The 18,260-nt window shown below is 37.6% G+C and carries 18 protein-coding genes; 4 read left to right on the forward strand and 14 right to left on the reverse strand.

Annotated features, from left to right (window positions below; genetic code table 11):
• Positions 1-97: 97 nt before the first annotated feature.
• Genes rplB through rpsJ form a run of 5 tightly spaced genes read right to left on the reverse strand, consistent with a single transcriptional unit; the run spans position 98 to position 2,845 of the window.
• On the reverse strand, positions 98-934 hold the full coding sequence (gene rplB / locus D7I46_RS08780) for a 50S ribosomal protein L2 (protein ID WP_120772559.1): 837 nt from the start codon (positions 932-934) through the stop codon (positions 98-100).
• Positions 935-949: 15 nt separating this feature from the next.
• Positions 950-1,243: a 50S ribosomal protein L23 gene (locus D7I46_RS08785; RefSeq protein WP_120772560.1), complete on the reverse strand. Its 294-nt coding sequence runs from the start codon at positions 1,241-1,243 to the stop codon at positions 950-952.
• Positions 1,243-1,869 (reverse strand): 50S ribosomal protein L4, encoded by a 627-nt coding sequence (gene rplD / locus D7I46_RS08790; RefSeq protein ID WP_120772561.1) that lies wholly within the window; start codon positions 1,867-1,869, stop codon positions 1,243-1,245. Before rplD ends, D7I46_RS08785 begins: the two co-directional genes overlap by 1 nt.
• A gap of 25 nt (positions 1,870-1,894) precedes the next feature.
• Complete coding sequence (gene rplC, locus D7I46_RS08795; RefSeq protein WP_120772562.1) at positions 1,895-2,518, reverse strand: 50S ribosomal protein L3; 624 nt, start codon at positions 2,516-2,518, stop codon at positions 1,895-1,897.
• 18 nt (positions 2,519-2,536) lie between these two features.
• Positions 2,537-2,845 (reverse strand): 30S ribosomal protein S10, encoded by a 309-nt coding sequence (gene rpsJ / locus D7I46_RS08800; RefSeq protein WP_003129973.1) that lies wholly within the window; start codon positions 2,843-2,845, stop codon positions 2,537-2,539.
• Between the two features lie 360 nt (positions 2,846-3,205).
• Between rpsJ and D7I46_RS08805 the strand changes: the two genes are divergently transcribed.
• A complete protein-coding gene (locus D7I46_RS08805) occupies positions 3,206-5,230 on the forward strand; it encodes a 4-alpha-glucanotransferase (RefSeq protein ID WP_120772563.1) in 2,025 nt (674 codons plus the stop codon).
• Positions 5,231-5,393: 163 nt separating this feature from the next.
• The gene (mscL, locus tag D7I46_RS08810; RefSeq protein ID WP_120772564.1) at positions 5,394-5,759 is read left to right on the forward strand and encodes a large-conductance mechanosensitive channel protein MscL; all 366 of its coding nucleotides are present in this window, start codon (positions 5,394-5,396) and stop codon (positions 5,757-5,759) included.
• A gap of 103 nt (positions 5,760-5,862) precedes the next feature.
• Here mscL and D7I46_RS08815 read toward each other — a convergent pair whose 3' ends face one another.
• The 7 genes from D7I46_RS08815 to D7I46_RS08845 all read right to left on the reverse strand — a co-directional run bounded on the left by D7I46_RS08815 (position 5,863) and on the right by D7I46_RS08845 (position 14,395).
• Positions 5,863-7,149, reverse strand: coding sequence for an MATE family efflux transporter (locus D7I46_RS08815; protein WP_120772565.1), 1,287 nt, complete (start codon positions 7,147-7,149; stop codon positions 5,863-5,865).
• Complete coding sequence (thrC, locus tag D7I46_RS08820; protein ID WP_120772566.1) at positions 7,146-8,627, reverse strand: threonine synthase; 1,482 nt, start codon at positions 8,625-8,627, stop codon at positions 7,146-7,148. Before thrC ends, D7I46_RS08815 begins: the two co-directional genes overlap by 4 nt.
• 113 nt (positions 8,628-8,740) lie before the next feature.
• Positions 8,741-9,298 (reverse strand): transcription termination/antitermination protein NusG, encoded by a 558-nt coding sequence (nusG, locus tag D7I46_RS08825; RefSeq protein ID WP_120772567.1) that lies wholly within the window; start codon positions 9,296-9,298, stop codon positions 8,741-8,743.
• 312 nt (positions 9,299-9,610) lie between these two features.
• Positions 9,611-9,805, reverse strand: a complete 195-nt coding sequence (gene secE, locus D7I46_RS08830) for a preprotein translocase subunit SecE (RefSeq protein ID WP_120772568.1) — start codon at positions 9,803-9,805, stop codon at positions 9,611-9,613.
• A gap of 145 nt (positions 9,806-9,950) precedes the next feature.
• On the reverse strand, positions 9,951-10,100 hold the full coding sequence (gene rpmG / locus D7I46_RS08835; RefSeq protein ID WP_120772569.1) for a 50S ribosomal protein L33: 150 nt from the start codon (positions 10,098-10,100) through the stop codon (positions 9,951-9,953).
• Positions 10,101-10,140: 40 nt separating this feature from the next.
• Positions 10,141-11,958 carry an acyltransferase family protein gene (locus D7I46_RS08840; RefSeq protein WP_120772570.1) on the reverse strand — a complete coding sequence of 606 codons (1,818 nt, stop codon included), beginning with the start codon at positions 11,956-11,958 and terminating at the stop codon, positions 10,141-10,143.
• Between the two features lie 208 nt (positions 11,959-12,166).
• Positions 12,167-14,395, reverse strand: coding sequence for a PBP1A family penicillin-binding protein (locus tag D7I46_RS08845; RefSeq protein ID WP_120772571.1), 2,229 nt, complete (start codon positions 14,393-14,395; stop codon positions 12,167-12,169).
• Between the two features lie 423 nt (positions 14,396-14,818).
• Here D7I46_RS08845 and D7I46_RS08850 point away from each other — a divergent pair, with 423 nt between their 5' ends.
• Positions 14,819-15,739, forward strand: a complete 921-nt coding sequence (locus D7I46_RS08850) for a YoaK family protein (RefSeq protein WP_240424383.1) — start codon at positions 14,819-14,821, stop codon at positions 15,737-15,739.
• Positions 15,740-15,797: 58 nt separating this feature from the next.
• The gene (locus tag D7I46_RS08855; protein WP_120772573.1) at positions 15,798-16,679 is read left to right on the forward strand and encodes an RluA family pseudouridine synthase; all 882 of its coding nucleotides are present in this window, start codon (positions 15,798-15,800) and stop codon (positions 16,677-16,679) included.
• On the opposite strand, the gene D7I46_RS08860 is transcribed toward D7I46_RS08855, so the two are convergent.
• Complete coding sequence (locus D7I46_RS08860; protein ID WP_120772574.1) at positions 16,620-17,429, reverse strand: metal ABC transporter permease; 810 nt, start codon at positions 17,427-17,429, stop codon at positions 16,620-16,622. The two genes, D7I46_RS08855 and D7I46_RS08860, sit on opposite strands and share 60 nt — an antisense overlap.
• A complete protein-coding gene (locus tag D7I46_RS08865; RefSeq protein ID WP_120772575.1) occupies positions 17,422-18,153 on the reverse strand; it encodes a metal ABC transporter ATP-binding protein in 732 nt (243 codons plus the stop codon). Before D7I46_RS08865 ends, D7I46_RS08860 begins: the two co-directional genes overlap by 8 nt.
• Positions 18,154-18,260: the final 107 nt, after the last annotated feature.

The raw sequence follows: 18,260 nt of genomic DNA on the forward strand, positions 1-18,260 counted from the left end.
GATAGATTTATAGATGCGCTTTCGGCATCTCATTAAATTTGATAAACCTTATCAAATTTAACAAGACGCCGAGAGGCTTCTTGTGAAAATAAACGAATTATTTTCCGTCGTTGATACGACGAACGATAAGTTTGTTTGATTTTGCTTTTTTGTTGCGAGTCTTGAGTCCAAGAGCTGGTTTGCCCCATGGAGTCATTGGTGACTTGCGTCCAACTGGTTGACGACCTTCACCACCACCATGTGGGTGATCGTTAGGGTTCATTACAGAACCACGAACAGTTGGGCGAATCCCCATATGACGTGTACGTCCTGCTTTACCGAGGTTAATCAAGTTTTGTTGTTCATTACCAACAACACCAACAGTAGCGCGGCAAGTTGAAAGAATCATACGAACTTCGCCTGATTGGAGACGAACGAGTGTATATTTACCTTCAGTACCAAGTACTTGAGCTGATGCACCTGCTGAACGAACCAATTGTCCACCCTTACCAGGTTTCAACTCGATGTTGTGAATCAATGTACCAACTGGAATGTTAGCAAGTGGCAATGCGTTACCAACTTTAATATCAGCATCTGGACCAGATACAACTGTCATACCTACTTCAAGACCTTTAGGTGCCAAGATGTATGATTTAATCCCATTAGCATAAACAACCAATGCAATATTTGCTGTACGGTTTGGATCGTATTCAATTGTAGCAACTTTGGCAACAACGTTGTCAGTGTTACGTTTGAAGTCGATTAAACGATATTTACGTTTGTGACCACCACCATGGTGACGAACTGTAATGCGACCAAGGTTGTTACGACCAGCGGTCTTATTCATGCTTACAAGCAAGCTCTTTTCAGGAGTACTTGTAGTGATTTCAGCAAAGTCGCTACCAGTCATGTTACGACGACCGTTTGTGGTAGGTTTGTAAACTTTAATTCCCACGATTTTCCTCCTTTATTATTCTGCGTCTTCGCCAAAGATTTCAATTGCTTTAGAATCTTCAGTCAAAGTAACGATAGCTTTTTTGTAGCCTGATTTCTTACCAGTGTATTTACCTACGCGTTTAGCTTTAGGTTTTACACTGATTGTGTTAACTGATGCAACTTTCACATCAAAGACAGCTTCAACAGCTTGTTTGATGAGCAATTTATGAGCACGTGAATCAACTTCGAAAGTATATTTCTTTTGATCCATTGCTTGCATAGAAGCTTCAGTGATGATAGGTTTACGGATGATATCATAAAGTGACATTATGCAAGAACCTCCTCAATTTGTGACAGAGCTGATTGAACGACGATAAGTTTATCAGCTGAAACGATGTCAAGTACAGATGCTGTATTAGCAGTTGATACTTTCACGTTTTCGAGGTTACGAGCAGAAAGTGCTGCAAATTCGTTACCTTCGTTTGGAAGAACCACAAGAACTTTACGTTCAATTGAAAGTACAGAGAGAACTTTAGCAAATTCTGAAGTTTTTGGTGCTGCAAATTCAAGTGAGTCAAGAGCGATTAATTTGTTTTCAGCAACTTTAGCTGAATAAACTGATTTAAGCGCCAATTGACGAACTTTTTGTGGAAGTTTGTATGCGTAGCTACGTGGATTTGGACCGAAGACAGTACCACCACCACGCCATTGTGGAGAGCGGTTTGAACCTTGACGGGCACGACCTGTACCTTTTTGACGCCATGGTTTTTTACCACCGCCAGATACGAGCGAACGATTTTTATGTGCGTGTGTACCTTGACGAAGGCTAGCGCGTTGTGAAATTACAACGTCGAATACGACTGATTCGTTTGGTTCGATACCAAAAACTGCGTCGTTAAGTGTAACTTCACCAGCTTGTGAACCATCTTGTTTAAATAATGATACTTTTGCCATTATAGATTTCTATCTCCTTTCCTTCTTATTTAGCTTTGATTGCTGATTTAACAACGATCAATGATTTCTTAGCTCCAGGGACGTTACCTTTGATAAGAATAACGTTCTTTTCTGGAAGAACTTGTGCAACAACAAGGTTTTGTACGGTAACACGTTTATTACCCATACGCCCTGCAAGGCGTTTACCTTTAGGAACTTTGTTGGCTGCAACTGGTCCCATTGAACCTGGACGACGGTGATAACGAGAACCGTGAGCCATAGGTCCACGAGATTGTCCCCAGCGTTTGATTGGGCCTTGGAAACCTTTACCTTTAGAAGTTCCGGTAACATCAACGACATCTCCAGCTGCGAATGTATCAACAGTGATTTCTGCTCCTACTTCAGCGCCTTCGAGTCCTTTGAATTCACGAACGAAGCGCTTAGGAGTCGTATTAGCTTTAGCAGCATGACCTTTGGCAGGTTTGTTAGTCAAAACTTCACGAAGTGTATCGAAACCAACTTGAGTTGCTTCATAACCGTCTGTTTCAACAGTTTTAACTTGAAGAACTGTGTTAGGAGTCGCTTCGATCACTGTTACGGGAATTAATTCGCCGTTTTCAGTGAAGATTTGAGTCATTCCCACTTTTTTCCCTAAGATTCCTTTTGACATGAGAATTACCTTTCTTAATTAGAGTTTGATTTCGATGTTGACACCACTTGGAAGATCAAGTTTCATCAATGAATCAACTGTTTTTTGAGTTGGTTCGATGATATCAATCAAACGTTTGTGTGTGCGCATTTCGAATTGTTCGCGTGAATCTTTATATTTGTGAGTCGCGCGGATAACAGTGTAGACGCTACGGTCAGTTGGAAGTGGAATTGGACCACTTACTTCTGCGTTTGTACGTTTAGCAGTTTCTACAATCTTTTCAGCAGCTGCATCAAGGATACGATGTTCGTATGCTTTCAAGCGGATACGGATTTTTTTAGTTGCCATTTTTTCTCCTTCGTCTATTTTAATAATAGGCTAGCTCCACGAGAAAACCGGCACGTCAGGTATGGCAATACCTTCGGGTGTGTCGCAACCTCTCGTTTCATCGCTACATACTGTTTTTTAACAGCACCTATCCATTCTAACAGATTGATAAGGTGCTGTCAAGGCTTTTTCTTCTATTTTTTTAAATTATTATAGGTTGCTTTTTTTCTGAGTTTTTCAAATAACTTTTGAATTTAATCAATTTTATTTTCTATTCCCCATGCAATCGCTTGCATTATTTTTTTCTAAGTTTTATAATAAATTTATCAATAATATGAAAACGTTTTAATAGTGTAATTTAAAGATGTTTGGGGAACTTTAATGAAAAATAACTTTGTGATTCAACCTTATGGCAAAAAGCCTTACCATACTGGAGTAGCTGTACCTATTTTTTCACTTAGAACTCATCAAGATTTTGGGGTAGGACAATTCTCAGATTTGAAGCTACTAGCTGAGTTTATGAAACATTCAGGAATGGATATTATCCAACTTCTTCCTATTAATGATACGACCATTTTTATGAACTGGAAAGATTCTTCACCTTATCGTGCTGTTTCAGTCTTTGCTTTGCATCCAATTTACTTGGATTTGACACCTTTTTTAGCGGAATTTACACCAGCTGATAGGCAACTTTATTTGCAAACGCAAAAAGAGCTGAATGCATTAAATCAAGTAGACTATGAAAAAACTCTGACTTTGAAATGGAAGTATGCTGAGTTACTCTACCAAAAGATTGGAATAAAAACTTTAGCAAATCAGGATTTTATCACTTTCCATCAAGAACACAGTGACTGGTTGGACTCCTATGCTGCTTTTTGCACTTTGCGCGATGTATTTCATTCATCCGACAGCTCAAAATGGGAAAAAAAGTATCATTCTTTTTCTGATTCTCTCTTTGCTGAACTTCTCTCTGATTCAAAACTGACTCAGAAGATTAACCTCTACCTATTTGTGCAGTATTTGCTTCATCTGCAATTGAAAGAAGCTGTTGAATATTGTCATGAGCTAGGTATTGCTGTCAAGGGTGATATTTCAGTGGGGGTAGATCGTAAATCCGCTGATGCTTGGGCAAATCCAGATTTATTCAATCTTGATATGCAAGCAGGAGCACCACCCGATGTTTTCTCAAAAACAGGACAAAATTGGGAATTTCCAACTTATAATTGGGAACAAATGGCTAATGATGACTATGCTTGGTGGAAACTTCGCATGAAAAATATGGCAGAATATTTCGATGCTTATCGCCTTGATCACATTCTTGGATTCTTTAGAATTTGGGAAATTCCCACTGATGCTGTCCGCGGTTTACTTGGACATTTTGCTCCCGCGTTAGCCTTACCCGACTGGGAAATTGAGAATTATGGCATTCCTTTTAGGAGCTGGGGAATTGAACGTTTTATAGCGCCTTTTATCAAAGATTGGGTAATTGATGAAATTTTTGGGCGAGACAATCGAGATGAGATTATCTTCCATTTTCTAGACTATATTGGAAATGGAAATTATCGTTTAAAGGAGTTTGTAAATACGCAACACAAGGTCACGGAACTATCTGATGTTCCAGAATGGCAGATTCAGGGATTATTTGCCCTTCACGAAAATGTGTGCTTTGTACGAGACCACCAAAATCCTAATCTATATCATCCTCGGATTAAGATGATGGAAACTTCTTCTTTCAGAGAATTTGGGCAAGAGTTCAAAAAGAGCTTGGAAAGACTGTATAATGATTATTTCTATGGAAGAAATTATGCTTTTTGGGAAGAACAAGTTTACAAGAAGCTTCCTGCTATAAAGAATGCTACAGATATGCTTGCTTGCGGCGAAGACTTGGGCATGGTACCAGACAATGTACCTGATGTGATGTGGAATCTAAAAATTCTTCGTCTTATTATAGAGAGGATGCCTGCTACTGACTACTTCATCAGTGATTTGGTTTATACTCCATATCTCTCTGTCGTGACTACTTCTTCACATGATACAACTCCTCTACGTTTGTGGTGGGAGGAAAATCGTGACTTTACTCAGCGTTATTATAATGAGATTATGCACTGGTCTGGTGTTGCCCCTGAACAGGCCAGCCCTGAGATTATACAGGAAATTGTTGGACGCCATCTCAACACGGAGGCTATGCTTGCGATTTTACCTATTCAAGATTGGATTGATATGACCTTAGACTTGAGAGTAGAAAATCCTGAGGATGAACGAATTAACAATCCTGCGTACACTTATCACTATTGGCGATATCGCCTTCACTTAAATTTGGAAGATTTGCGTGATAATAATGATTTAACTGATTTCTACAAGCAATTCATTGAACAAACTCGACGTTCTTTACCAGGCGAAGAGTAAAAATTGGTCTGTCAGTACTGACAGACTTTTCTTTTTTACTGGTAAAATCTTTTAAGCTTCTGTAAGTATTTTCGTAATCTTTTTAATTGATTTTATCAAACTTATACGTTGGAGAACATTTAAATTTTTGATATAATTTAATCAAAATGTCATCGGAGGAATTATGTTAAAGGAATTTAAAAACTTCATTTTACGCGGAAACGTGCTGGACCTAGCTGTCGGGGTTATCATCGGTGCTGCTTTTACTGCTCTTGTAAAATCCCTAGTTGATAATTTAATCAACCCATTGATTGGTCTGTTTGTGCAAAGCACTGCGCTCGCTCATTTAGAATTTACGGTGGGTAAGGCGAAATTTACTTATGGTGCTTTTCTGAATGATGCTATCAACTTTGTAATTACCGCTTTTGTTATTTTTATTTTGATTAAATTAATTAATCGTCTATTTCCTAAGAAAGAGACAACTGAGGAAGAAAAAATCAATGAAGAATTGGACACTTTGCGCGAAATTCGTGATTTATTGAAAAAATGAGATAAAAAAAGCTGTCAGTGTACTGACAGCTTTTTCAATTCTGCTGACAAAGCTTTTATCTACCGATTCAATGCTCACGTTAATCGCATTGAACTGACAGCTTTTAATTTACTGTTTTTATGAGTTTATCAAATTTTATTTTCAAAAAAATGAAGCGAAAAAGATTATCCAACAATACTCCCAACCAGACACCCTCAAGACCCAGTCGTAATCCAATTCCCAGTATTGCTCCTAATATCAGCCTAATGCCAAACATTCCTACCGTAGTGGTATAAAAAGGAAGTTTTGCATTTCCCAATCCTTGAAAAGCTGCGGTGTAAGTTGTCGTTCCTGTTACAAAAAAAGTAGCCAACAGTGAGAATACAATCACGATATGACTGGCGTTTGCCGCAACTTTATCTGCTGTAAAAAGATAATTCAGAGGTGCTGAACTCACAAAAATAAGCAGACCTACAATAAGCATCATTATCGTTGCTAACCAGTAGGTTTTCTTTATATATTGTTTTATATTTTCACGATTTTTTTGCGCAAATTCCTGAGCGACTAAAATAACAGTCACGGTACTCATCCCAAATACAGGCATATAATTAAACTGCGTGATACTCTCACCGATTGCATTTCCTGCAAAAACTCTGCTACCAAAACTTATGATAATCATCATAATGAGCAAATCTCCAATTCTCATGGATAATCTTTCACCCGTAGCCGGAATCGTCAATTTAATCAATTGGCGGTCTATTTTCGTTTTCAGAAATCGTCTTGTTGGACGATTGTTTTTTAATTTTATATAAAGATAGAAACTTCCTATGGTTCTTGCAATAATTGCTCCTAAAGCTGTCCCAAGAACACCTAGATGAAAAACAAAGATAAAAAGTGCAGAAAGAACCAAGTTGAGGATATTTGCTAAAAGGCTTGCCCACATTGGCGTTTTGGTATCACCACTCGCCCGCATAAAACTTCCAAATGTTGTCATTAATCCAAGCATAACAATCAGTCCACCAACTAGGCTCAGATAAAGACTTGAAAGCTGTCCGACATCGCCTCTCGCTCCTAAAAGGGTTGTCAACGGCTGAGCAAAAACAATAGAAAACAAGCCTAGAATTAAACTGATAAAGACCGTCAATTTAATTGCTCCATCAACAAACTTCCCAACTTCTACATCAGCTTTTTCCGAGCGTTTGCGAGCAAATAAACTTGATACGATTGTTCCTAGGGCGATAAAAATCGCTTGATAGATTGTGATGACATTGTTTGCCAATGAAACAGCGGCCACTGCTGATAGGCTGAGATGAGCAACAATCATAGTGTCACTTATCCCCACTAGCATTTGCAGAAAGTTTTCAATAATTGCAGGGAAGGCAAAGGTCAAAATTTCTTTGTTACTTTTCATTTCAAACTGAGATAACGCTCAACTTCAGCTTGCATTTGTGTTACTTCAACAACAGTATTATGCAATCCTTTCGCAGCTTCAAGTTCCTTCACCGCCTTTGGTAACGGGATTCTACTGATTTTTTCCAAAGTTTTGACCAACTCAAAGTCATTGGCATCTACTGACAAGCTTTCTGTCAGCGCATCAACCACTACTCTAGGAAATTTATAAGGGCTTGCCGTACTGACAACAATCGTCGGTGTTTTATCAGTATACTGACGATAAACATGGCTTGCTACTGCTGTATGAGGGTCAAGCACATAGTTTTCGTCAGTAAACGTTTGATGAATTTCCTTACTAATCTGTTCTTCAGATGCCCAATCTGCAACAAAGTCCGACAGTTTTTCTCGCATTTCTTCTGTAATTTGATATTGCCCTTCCGTTTGCAAAGCTGTCAGCAAATGATTGGTTTTTTCATCACTTTTATTAGTCAAATCAAAAATGAGTCGCTCTAAATTTGACGAAACAAGAATATCCATTGATGGTGAACTCGTCACATAAAATTCGCGATTTTTATCATAATGTCCTGTCTTGAAAAAGTCTGTGAGTACATTATTTTTATTGGAAGCACAGATTAATCGGTTGATAGGTAAGCCAATTTTTTTCGCATAATAAGCCGCTAAAATATTTCCAAAATTTCCTGTCGGCACAGAAAAATTAATCTTTTGTCCACTAACAATACTGCCAGTACTGACAAGTTGTGCATAAGCATAGACATAATAAGCGACCTGTGGAATGAGTCGTCCAATATTCATCGAGTTTGCTGACGAAAATTGTTTGCCAGCTGTCAGCATTTTTTGATGCAAATCAGTATCGTTAAACATCGTTTTTACCGCTGTTTGAGCTTGATCAAAGTTTCCTTCGATCCCTACCACATGAACATTTTTCCCTTTTTGAGTGAGCATTTGTCGCTCTTGAATTTCACTCACACCATGTTTTGGATAAAAAACAATAATCTTTGTATGAGGGACGTCTGCAAAGCCTGCCATAGCAGCCTTTCCTGTATCTCCAGAAGTAGCGGTCAAAATCACAATCTCATTACTGACAGCATTTTTGTCAGCACTTGCTGTCATCAGATGAGGAAGGATTGATAAAGCCATATCTTTGAAAGCAATGGTTTCACCATGAAACAGCTCTAAAACAAAATGATTCCCCACCTGTTTCACTGGCGCTATCTTCTTTGTATCGAACTTTTCACCGTAAGCTAAGTCAACCATTTTTTCGATTTCTTCTCTAGAAAAATCATCAAAAAAAGCGTGCAAAATAAGCGTAGCTATCTCTTGATAAGAACTATTTTTCAAACGCTCAAAGTCTAAATCAATACTTGGAAATTCGACAGGAACATACAGTCCTCCGTCTGCAGCTAGCCCTTGTAAAATAGCTTGCGAAGCTGTTTTTTGATTTGACTTATCACGCGTTGATTGATAAAGAACTGACATAAAATCTCCTATCTTATTTTTCACAATTATATCAAATGTTCTGTCAATTAGCAAAAAACCGCAATACTGCGGTTTTCTTTAAGTCTCTTCCTACCAACGAATAACAAATTTTGTCATTCTTTGATTTCTTCAATCTGATGCATATCAAGCTCAACTGGCGTTTCATTGCCAAACATATCTACAGTTAAAGTCAACTTATCACCATTAATCTTAGTAATTGGAGCTTCGAACCCTGCCAATGCTCCATCAACAATACGGACACGTTTTCCTACAAAAAGTTCAAAATTCACTTCGCGTACAGCTTGTCCCATACCAACCAAGATTTCTTGGATTTCTTCTTCAAAGAGTGGCGTTGGTTTTGAACGATTTCCGTGAGAACCGACGAAACCTGTGACATTAGGTGTATTACGCACGATAAACCATGCTTCATCTGTCATATTCATCTCGACCAAAACATAACCTGGGAATAGATTTTCTTCAACATCTTTCATTTTCCCATTTACTTCTGTGCGGATTGTTTCTGTTGGAATCTCAACACGTAAAATCTTGTCTGACATATTGTAAAGCTCTGCACGTTCAAGGAGATCTTCCTTAACCTTACGCTCATATCCTGAGTAAGTTTGAATAACAAACCAGCCTTGGTCAAAGCTTGTTAGATTGTTTTCGTCCATTTTTAAATACCTCTATCTTTTAATTTTGATTTAGTTTGATGTTCATTAAATAGCATTTTTTGTATAAGAAAAAGGGCCCTGCCCTCCTGATATAATAATATTATATCACATTTCTTACGAATTGGAAGTGTTTTTTTCCCATAGTAAAAAGAAAAATCTGTCAGTTCAATGCGTTTAGCGTGAGCATTGCATCGGCGAATAGAAGCTTTGTCAGCAGAACTAAAAATCTGTCAGCATACTGACAGACTTCTACGAATTAATTTATTGTAAAAACAACAAAGAGCTGACACCCTCTGTTTCTAGTGATATAGATTATTTAATCAATGGAACTAAATGTTCAACGCTGAAAGTAATCCCATGTTGTGTTACCCAGTCGAAAATCATGATAAAAATCAAGAAGAAAATTGTATATTCAATGACCATGAAAAAATCACGAACAGATTGCTTGCCCGTTGGCCAAGTCGTCAATTTCATTTCTTTAATGATACTACCAATAAATTTAAACATTCCCCTCACCGTTGTCAGAGAATAATTTTATATCTTTAGATATAAAATCACTCTATCCTAAAAATATCACCGAAGTCTATCCTTTAGAAAATACTGACAAAGTCCATTTCTTATTAAAATTCACTGACAGAAACACTGTCAGTACTTATCTTGTTTCTTTATGCAAAGTATGTTTGCCACAAGTGCGACAAAACTTTTTTACTTCGATACGTTTTTCTTTCGCATTTGACGAAAGATTCAATGTGTAATTTCGTGAACCACATATGGTGCACGCTAATCCTGCTTTTTTTAACATATTATTCCTTATTTTAACAAAATTTCAATAGAATCGCAAACTATTTCGTCACTTTTATCAAATCATTCGCAATTAATCCCGCATATTGTATTGCGCCATCTCCTTTAGGATGGATATTATCACTATAAAACCAAGAACTTTTTCCTGCTGCAGCTTTGTGCCAATCAATAATATTAAGATTTTTGTATTTTTTCGCCATTTTATTAAGCAACTTATTATCAGGACTTTGCCATACTCGTGCTGCGTGGATATTAATCCAATATACTGGTTTATTTCCAGCAAACTTCATCACAGCTTCAATATCTGCCGCCTTAATGATTCCGTTTGTTCCCAAACCAATCAACAGTGCATCTGGATTAGGAACTTTTGACTTCATTTTATTTAACTCAGTAATTGCAGAATCTGCCTGACGTCCTACAGCAGCGTCAATAGTCATGCGTGGAAAAACTTCCTGTAGATTGATAGAACCCGCCACCATTACAGAATCTCCTACAGCCAATATATTCATTTTACTTGCTTTCTCAGCAGCAACAGGTTCAATTTTATATTTTGAAGCTACTGTTTTTAGAGGGAGTGACACTTTCTCATTCGCCGCAGCAAGTTCTTTTTTCTGAAGCGCTTCTTGTTGCGCCATAATACGCTCTGCAATAATCTTTTGGTCATGAGGAGATGCAGGTGATAACAAAATAAATCCCAAAACAACAACAACCAGACCTGATAATACCATTGGAACGATATTCTGACGTTGTTTCCAACCCCTGCCTTTAACAAAGTTTTGAAGAATTTCTAAAATATTACTATAGTCAAACTTAGCTGCTGGTTGTTCTACAAAGCGGTAAGAAAGCTCCGCCAAAGCAAGAATCAAGGCAAGTTGCCAAATGATATTGTACCAAGCGGTTGGTTCCAATAATTTAGCCTCTGCCAATACAAAAACTGGAAGTTGCCACAAGTAAATCCCATAAGAACGCGAACCAATATAATCAAAAACTCGATTAGAAAACAGCTTATTTGCGGGCAATGCCGGATGAGCAACTAATGCAACAAGTAACACCGAAAGCAAACTAATGATCCACATTCCACCATAGTAAGTCACCGCACTCTCTGCTGGCATAAAGAGATAAGCCACGAGAAGCACTAAAGAAACACCAATCGTGAGCTGTAAACCAAGCTTCACACCACGCTGATTTATTTTTTTCGAAAGCTTATTGAGTGGCCATATAAAAGCAAGACTCGCTCCCATCATTAAACTGAATAATCTTGTATCCGTTCCATAGTACACGCGAGTTGGATCAGTACCAGGTCTAAACATGATAATCATCAAAACCAATGATATAAAAGCGATGATATTTGCAATTATAAAATTTTTCCCACGGCTTTTAACAAACTTAATGAGGATAAAAAGCACTAACGGCCAAACAAGGAAAAATTGTCCTTCAATAGCAAGATAATAAATATGCTTAAAAGGTGAAGCCCCAGCAATATTCGCAAAATAAGAACTTCCCTGTGAAATCTGCCACCAGTTTTGCACAGAGAATATTGCTGAGAGAAATTCTGAACGTAAACCTTGCCATAAATTCCTCTGGAAAAACAAAATATATGGTGTTACGACAAGAAAAACCGTAATCAATAGTGGATACAATCGTTTAAGGCGTCTTCCCCAAAATTTCAGAAAGTTAATACTTTGATTTTTATCATACTCACGTAGAAGCGAGTCAGTTACCAAGTATCCTGAAAGTACAAAGAATAAAACGACACCAAGAAACCCACCACGAATGGTGTTTGGCCAGATATGATAAAGGATTACTGCTAGAACTCCTACAGTCCGTAAACCATTAAAACCTGTAATATACCGTTTCATTTTTTTCTTTTAACTCGACTTCCCTTTAAATATATTTAGTATTGTTTAATTTCCTGTTTGAAAATATTGTATTACAACTTGAAGCTATTCTCTATCTTTTGCACAAGACATTGGAAGCATCTTTAAACTAGTAATATCAGGCGATGTAGCGTTTTGAATACGCCTCTTTTTTCTTTTATTTTATCATATTCCATCGTATTTTTTGTTCTCAATTTCCAAAAAGTCCCGTAATTTTCTTCCAAGCTTTTTTGGCACCATCTCCTATATTTTTGGCCGTCTTACCTAGGTCAAAACCACCTGAATCATTTGATGGTGACGATGAACTTTCTACCGTGCTCTCCGGTGTGTTTCCTGTTGTATGAGCTTCGGCTTGTTCTTGAGTCACAATATCATCTTGGTATTGCCGTTGTTGTGTCCAATAAGGTTGTAAAGCCGCAACACCTGCTTCTTGATATGGATTTTTTACCTCAAAGGCCGTCCCTGCTGTATAAGGCAACATATAGCTTGCCTCTTGACGGAAAATTACTGATGTTTGCCCTTCTGATGATCCTGTCAATTCATTTTTTCCATCAGCATAGCCCACCCAAAGAGCCATGACAATGTCAGGAGTATACCCGACTACCCATTGGTCTTGCGACTCATTCGTCCCTGTTTTACCTGCTAATGTATAGCTTTTGGGAGCAGCATTCCAAGCCGAACCATTAGTATAAGTTCCCAACATCATTTGCGTCATTTTGTCCGCTGTATCTTTGCTAATAACTTGCTTTTTACCTACTTTTGCTGTTTTAATAACCTGCCCTGCTGCATTTTCTATTTTAGTAATAAGGTGGGCATCATACATCATCCCTCCATTCGCAAACGCTTGATACGCTTGGGCAATCTGCCAAGGGTTCGTTTGAACTCCTGCGCCGAGTGCAGTTGGTAACACATCATTTTTACTTGTGAGATTCAAACCAAACTCACGCCCTTTGGCATTTCCTACCTTTGGTCCAATTTCTTGATAAGTATTAATCGCTGGAATATTATATGAGTTTGCCAATGCATTATACATTGGTATTTTTCCGCGCCATTGATTATCAAAATCAGTCGGTTTCCAACCATTATAATCGGCAGGTGAATCATCTACTGTTTTATCAATAGACCACCCTGCCTCAATAGCTGGTGTATACACAACAAGCGGTTTTATGACTGAACCTGGTGAACGTTTTGACATTGTTGCATAGTTAAAGTCAGTAAAACTGTTAGAGTCTGCTGTATTAACATTGCCCACTAACGCTTCCACTGCACCTGTTTTGGGATCAATAGCCACCGAAGCAGACTGAGCTGTCGTACCATTAGCCGATGGGAAGAAGCTTGGGTCAGCATACGTTTTTTGAAGCCCTGACTGCATATTCTGATCCATGCCAGTATAAATCTTATACCCATTATTCATGATTTCTTGTAAAGTTAGGCCATACTTGTTTTCTGCCTCAGAAATCACTGCATTGTAATAACTTGGATATTTGTATTGACTATCTTCTGGATGATAATTATCTTGCACTTTAGATTGAAGATCAATCTTCATGAGACTATCTGCAGCATTTTGTTTGAGATATCCTGCATTGACCATATTTTGCAGTACGGTGTTACGGCGGTCAGTTGCATACTTCCCCTTATCATAAAGCGGGTTATAAATTTCTGGACCTTTAAGCATTCCAGCTAAAGAAGCCGCCTCATCGACCGTTACTTCACTCGCAGGAACTCCGAAATACTTCAGTGCAGCATCTTGAATCCCCCACACACCATTACCAAAATATGAGTTATTCAAGTACATATCAAGAATTTCATCTTTACTATAATGTTTATTAATTTCTAGTGCAAGAAAAAACTCACGTGCTTTGCGGTCAATCGTCTGTTCTTGAGTTAAATAAGCATTTTTCGCCAACTGCTGAGTGATTGTTGAGCCACCACCAAAACGTCCTGCTGTTAGTACTGCAAGAGTAAACCTTTTTAAATTAACGCCATGATTAGTATAAAAAGTTCTATCTTCAGTTGCAACGACTGCTTCTGTAATATTTTTAGAAATTTGATTAATCTTGACTGGCGTCCCTTTTTGACCATAAAGTTGACCAGCGACTTGATTATCTTTGTCATAAATCGTTGTTTGGGCAGCGATTGAGCTTTGCAAAACTTTCACATTTGCTGTTTTTGCTAAATAAAAGAGATAAGAACCCGTTGCCACGATAGTAAGCAAAACGACAATAATCACAATTTTTGTCAGATTATAGCGTTTCCAAAACCTTTTAACAGGTCTCATTAGCTTTGCGAATTTTGTTTTTGCTGGTTTTTCTGGTTCTTCTTCTATCTTTTTAGGTTTGAGTCGTAAGTTGGGTATCTTGACAAGTTTTTTGTCAGCCCCTTTCTTAGTTCGTCGACTAAATTTTTGATTTTCAGACATATTTATTTTCCCTTAGATGTAAGTCTTGATGAATAAGATTTTTATTTTAAACATAGGTGAACTATACTCGTGTCACTTAAAAATCAATTAATAATTTTACTGAATAAAACTACAATCAGCGATATGTCAATTTTTATGTCGTAACTTCTTGAAGTAATATTAACTTGTCATCGCGTTTTACGACCCATTAATCATACTAAGTTTTTTACCAGTAAGCTATTTTACTACAAATATACCTATCTATAACTTACATTTTTGTAAGTTAAGCTGATTTGTCATCTAATGATGTTAACATTTGTATAAAGAAGAATATAGAAAGTCTCGTTGAGAACATTCTGATCTTACTAATATACAAAGCAGCATCGATTTATTGCTATCTTTACGACAATTATGACTTCCGCTTATTTTATCAAAAATTGCTTTGTGTTACAAATTAGATTATCATTTAATTTTATTTTCAAACTAACCTTATTAAGACCTATTATAATATGGAAAAAGCTTAATATCAAAGGTTTTGCATATTTCTCCATTCCTTATGGTTTCAGCCAGTGCAAAATAAGGTTTATTCATCCGCTCACTCAGCTAAAATCTGCTATACTTATAGTAATATCATTTTCCGTCTGTACCATACAAACTTGTATAAGGAGTATAAAACCTATGGTTTATTCTAAAGTTAACCCTAGAGAAAATTTAAAAATAGCTTTGTTCCTTGCGATGAACACAGGTTTCGTTGATGCTTTTACCTTTTTTCACTTTGGTGAAAGATTTGCAAGCCTTCAAACAGGGAACCTTATTCAGACTGGGCTCAATCTTGCTCAAGGTCGTTTTAAAGCTGCTTTTCAATTTATGATTCCTGTATTGTTTTTTATTGCTGGTGCGATAATTAAAACTTTATTTACCAAGTACAAAAAAAGAAAAGGGAGAGATGAAGTTCAAGATTTAATTCTTGTTCAAATGGTAGGTATTGCCGTTTTTACGCTATTTTTCGCAACTGTACTCCAATTGCCCCAAGCTATTTTTGTAGGTATTTTATCTTTTTTCATGGTTATCCAAGGAGACCTCTTTACTCGCGTTCATGGGCTACCTTACGCAAACATCATGTCTACTGGCAATATAAAATCTCTCGCGACTAACTTTGCTGAGTATTTAGTTGAGCGAGATAAAAAATACTTGCAAAACTCATTTTTATTTTTTGAGCTTGTACTTTCTTTCGCCATTGGCGCTTTCCTTTCCTCTTTTGTAGGACACTGGCTCGGTAATTTCACATTATTAGGTTCGAGTGCACTTCTTTTACTTGCTTATATTGCTTACCGTAAGGAAACAAAAAGAGCTGAAATCGCTTGATACAAAATACGATTTATTAACAGAAAATGATCGAGTATAGTGGAGAAGAATATTATTTATGGAATTTAACTTTGTTTTACCCAAAGACTTTAAATCTCAAAGTGTGGCACACTTATTAGAGCAAACTTGGCTTGTTCCTCGTAAACAACGCCATTTTTTACGTATGAAAAAGCACTTTTTAGTCAATGATAAAGCTGTCAGTGATGACGAAATACTTGTCAGTACTGACAGAATCAAAATTATCTTTGACGAAGAAGATTTTCCTCTTTTAGCTGTCAAATTTGGTGATGAAAAACTCGCAGATATTCTCTACGAAGATGAACATTTAGTCATTGCAAACAAACCTGAAGGCATGAAAACGCACGGCAACACGAAAGACGAACTCGCTCTGCAAAATCATGTTGCCGCTCGTCTCAATCAGCCTGTTTATGTCGTCCACCGTCTTGATGAAGCAACTTCTGGTGCTGTTTTATTTGCCAAAAATCAATTCGTCCTGCCGATTTTAGGGCGAATGTTTGAAAATAACGAGATTCACCGCAAATATGTCGCCTTAGTACATGGGCATTTTCAACAAAAAAAGCTGACAATTAATCAGCCAATTGGTCGTGACCGTCATGACAAACGCAAACAAATCGTGTCAAAAACTGGAAAAGCGGCCGTGACTCATCTGTCAGTACTGACAGATTTTCGTCAGCACAGTTTGGTTTCTCTTTCCCTCGACACTGGGCGCACTCATCAGATTCGCGTGCATTTACAAGCTATTGAACACCCTATTTTGGGCGACTTACTTTATGGAAAAAAAGAGCATGAGCCAAGACTCATGCTTCATGCCCTTCAGATTGTCTTACAACATCCATTTTCTGAGCAAAAATTAGAAATTCTAGCGCCTAGCCAATCGTTTGATGCTAGATGTAAGCAGGAAGAGGATAATGAAAATTAACGTAATCGCTGCTGATGCAGGAGCATCCATATAATAAGAGGCAATCAATCCAGCATTCAAGCCGATAAAACTAACTAAAACCGAAAACCCTAAAACAGATTTAAAAGATTTTCCAAGCCTCATTCCGATGGAGGCAGGCAATACCATAATTGCAGAAACCAGAAGTGCCCCTGCTGCTGGAATCATCAAAGCAATTGCAATACCAGTCACAACATTAAATGCAATAGAAATCATACGCACAGGTAAGCCATCAACAAAAGCAGTATCTTCATCAAAAGTAATAACATAAAGCGGACGCAAAAAGAAAACAAATCCGAGCAAAACAATTCCCGCTAAAATAAAGAGCATCACTACTTGTGTCATCGAAATCGTGATAATTGAACCAAACAAATATTGCTCCAAACTCACATTGGTTGCCCCTTTTGCAGAATTAAGAATTAAAAGTGCAATAGCAAGACCCGCCGACATCAGAATAGCTGTCGCGATTTCCATATAATTTCGATAAATGGTTCTGAGGTATTCCAAGAAAACAGCTGCAATGACAACCATAATCAATGTTGTGACCGTTGGACTCCAGCTTAATAAGACACCAAAAGCAACGCCTGCTAAAGATACATGAGATAAAGTATCCGATAACAAGCTCTGTCTCCTCAATACAAGAAAAACGCCTAGCAAAGGAGAAAAAACAGAAATCGCTGTTGCTGCAAGGAGAGCATTGCGCATAAAATCATAATTTAATAAATCAAGCATGAACACGACGCTCCTTTTCCGTTGGCTCAGACAAACCTTCTCGTTCACTGTGTAGATCAAAACAAGCAAACTTACCATTTTTATCTTTGTAAAGATGGATATTCCGATCAGCGTATGCTTTAACTTCTTCGGGGTCGTGAGTGACCATCAATACTGCTTTTCCATGTTTATGAGCTGCATGGTGCATTAATTCATAAAAATCACTACTGGACACATCATCCATTCCCGTCGTTGGTTCATCCAAAATAAACAAATCTGGGTCACTCGCGAACATTCTCGCAATAGCAATACGTTGCTTTTGTCCCCCAGAGAGTTCTCCAATACGTTTATCTCGGTAATCCCACATTCCGACAGATTCAAGCGCTGTTCTCACATGCTCAACATCATGCTGGTTCATTTTTTTGAACCAACCTCGTCTTGGATAACGGCCGCTCATAACAAATTCATAGACAGAACTTGGAAAGCCAGCGTTAAAACTTGCGACCTGTTGAGGCAAATAGGCCATTCGCAATTTTTCTCCACGAGTATTTTTGGTAGAAATGGTTACTTGCCCTTGTTTCGGATGCAAAATACCCAATGTTGTCTTAATCAAAGTTGACTTTGCAGCACCGTTTTCTCCTGTTAGAGTGACAAATTCACCTGAATCAACATGGTAACTAATTTTCTCAAGTACTGGCTCCCTGTCATAGTAGAAAGTCAGATTTTCAACATCAATATATCTCATTTTATCTCTTTTTTACTGACTTTTTGTCAGTTATTTTTATATTTTCTTCTATGGTCAATTTGTTAAAGAAATCAACAACAAATTGACGTTACTTTGTAAATTCCATG

Origin of the sequence: Lactococcus allomyrinae, from assembly GCF_003627095.1 — a bacterium.
Taxonomy (GTDB): Bacteria; Bacillota; Bacilli; order Lactobacillales; family Streptococcaceae; genus Lactococcus; species Lactococcus allomyrinae.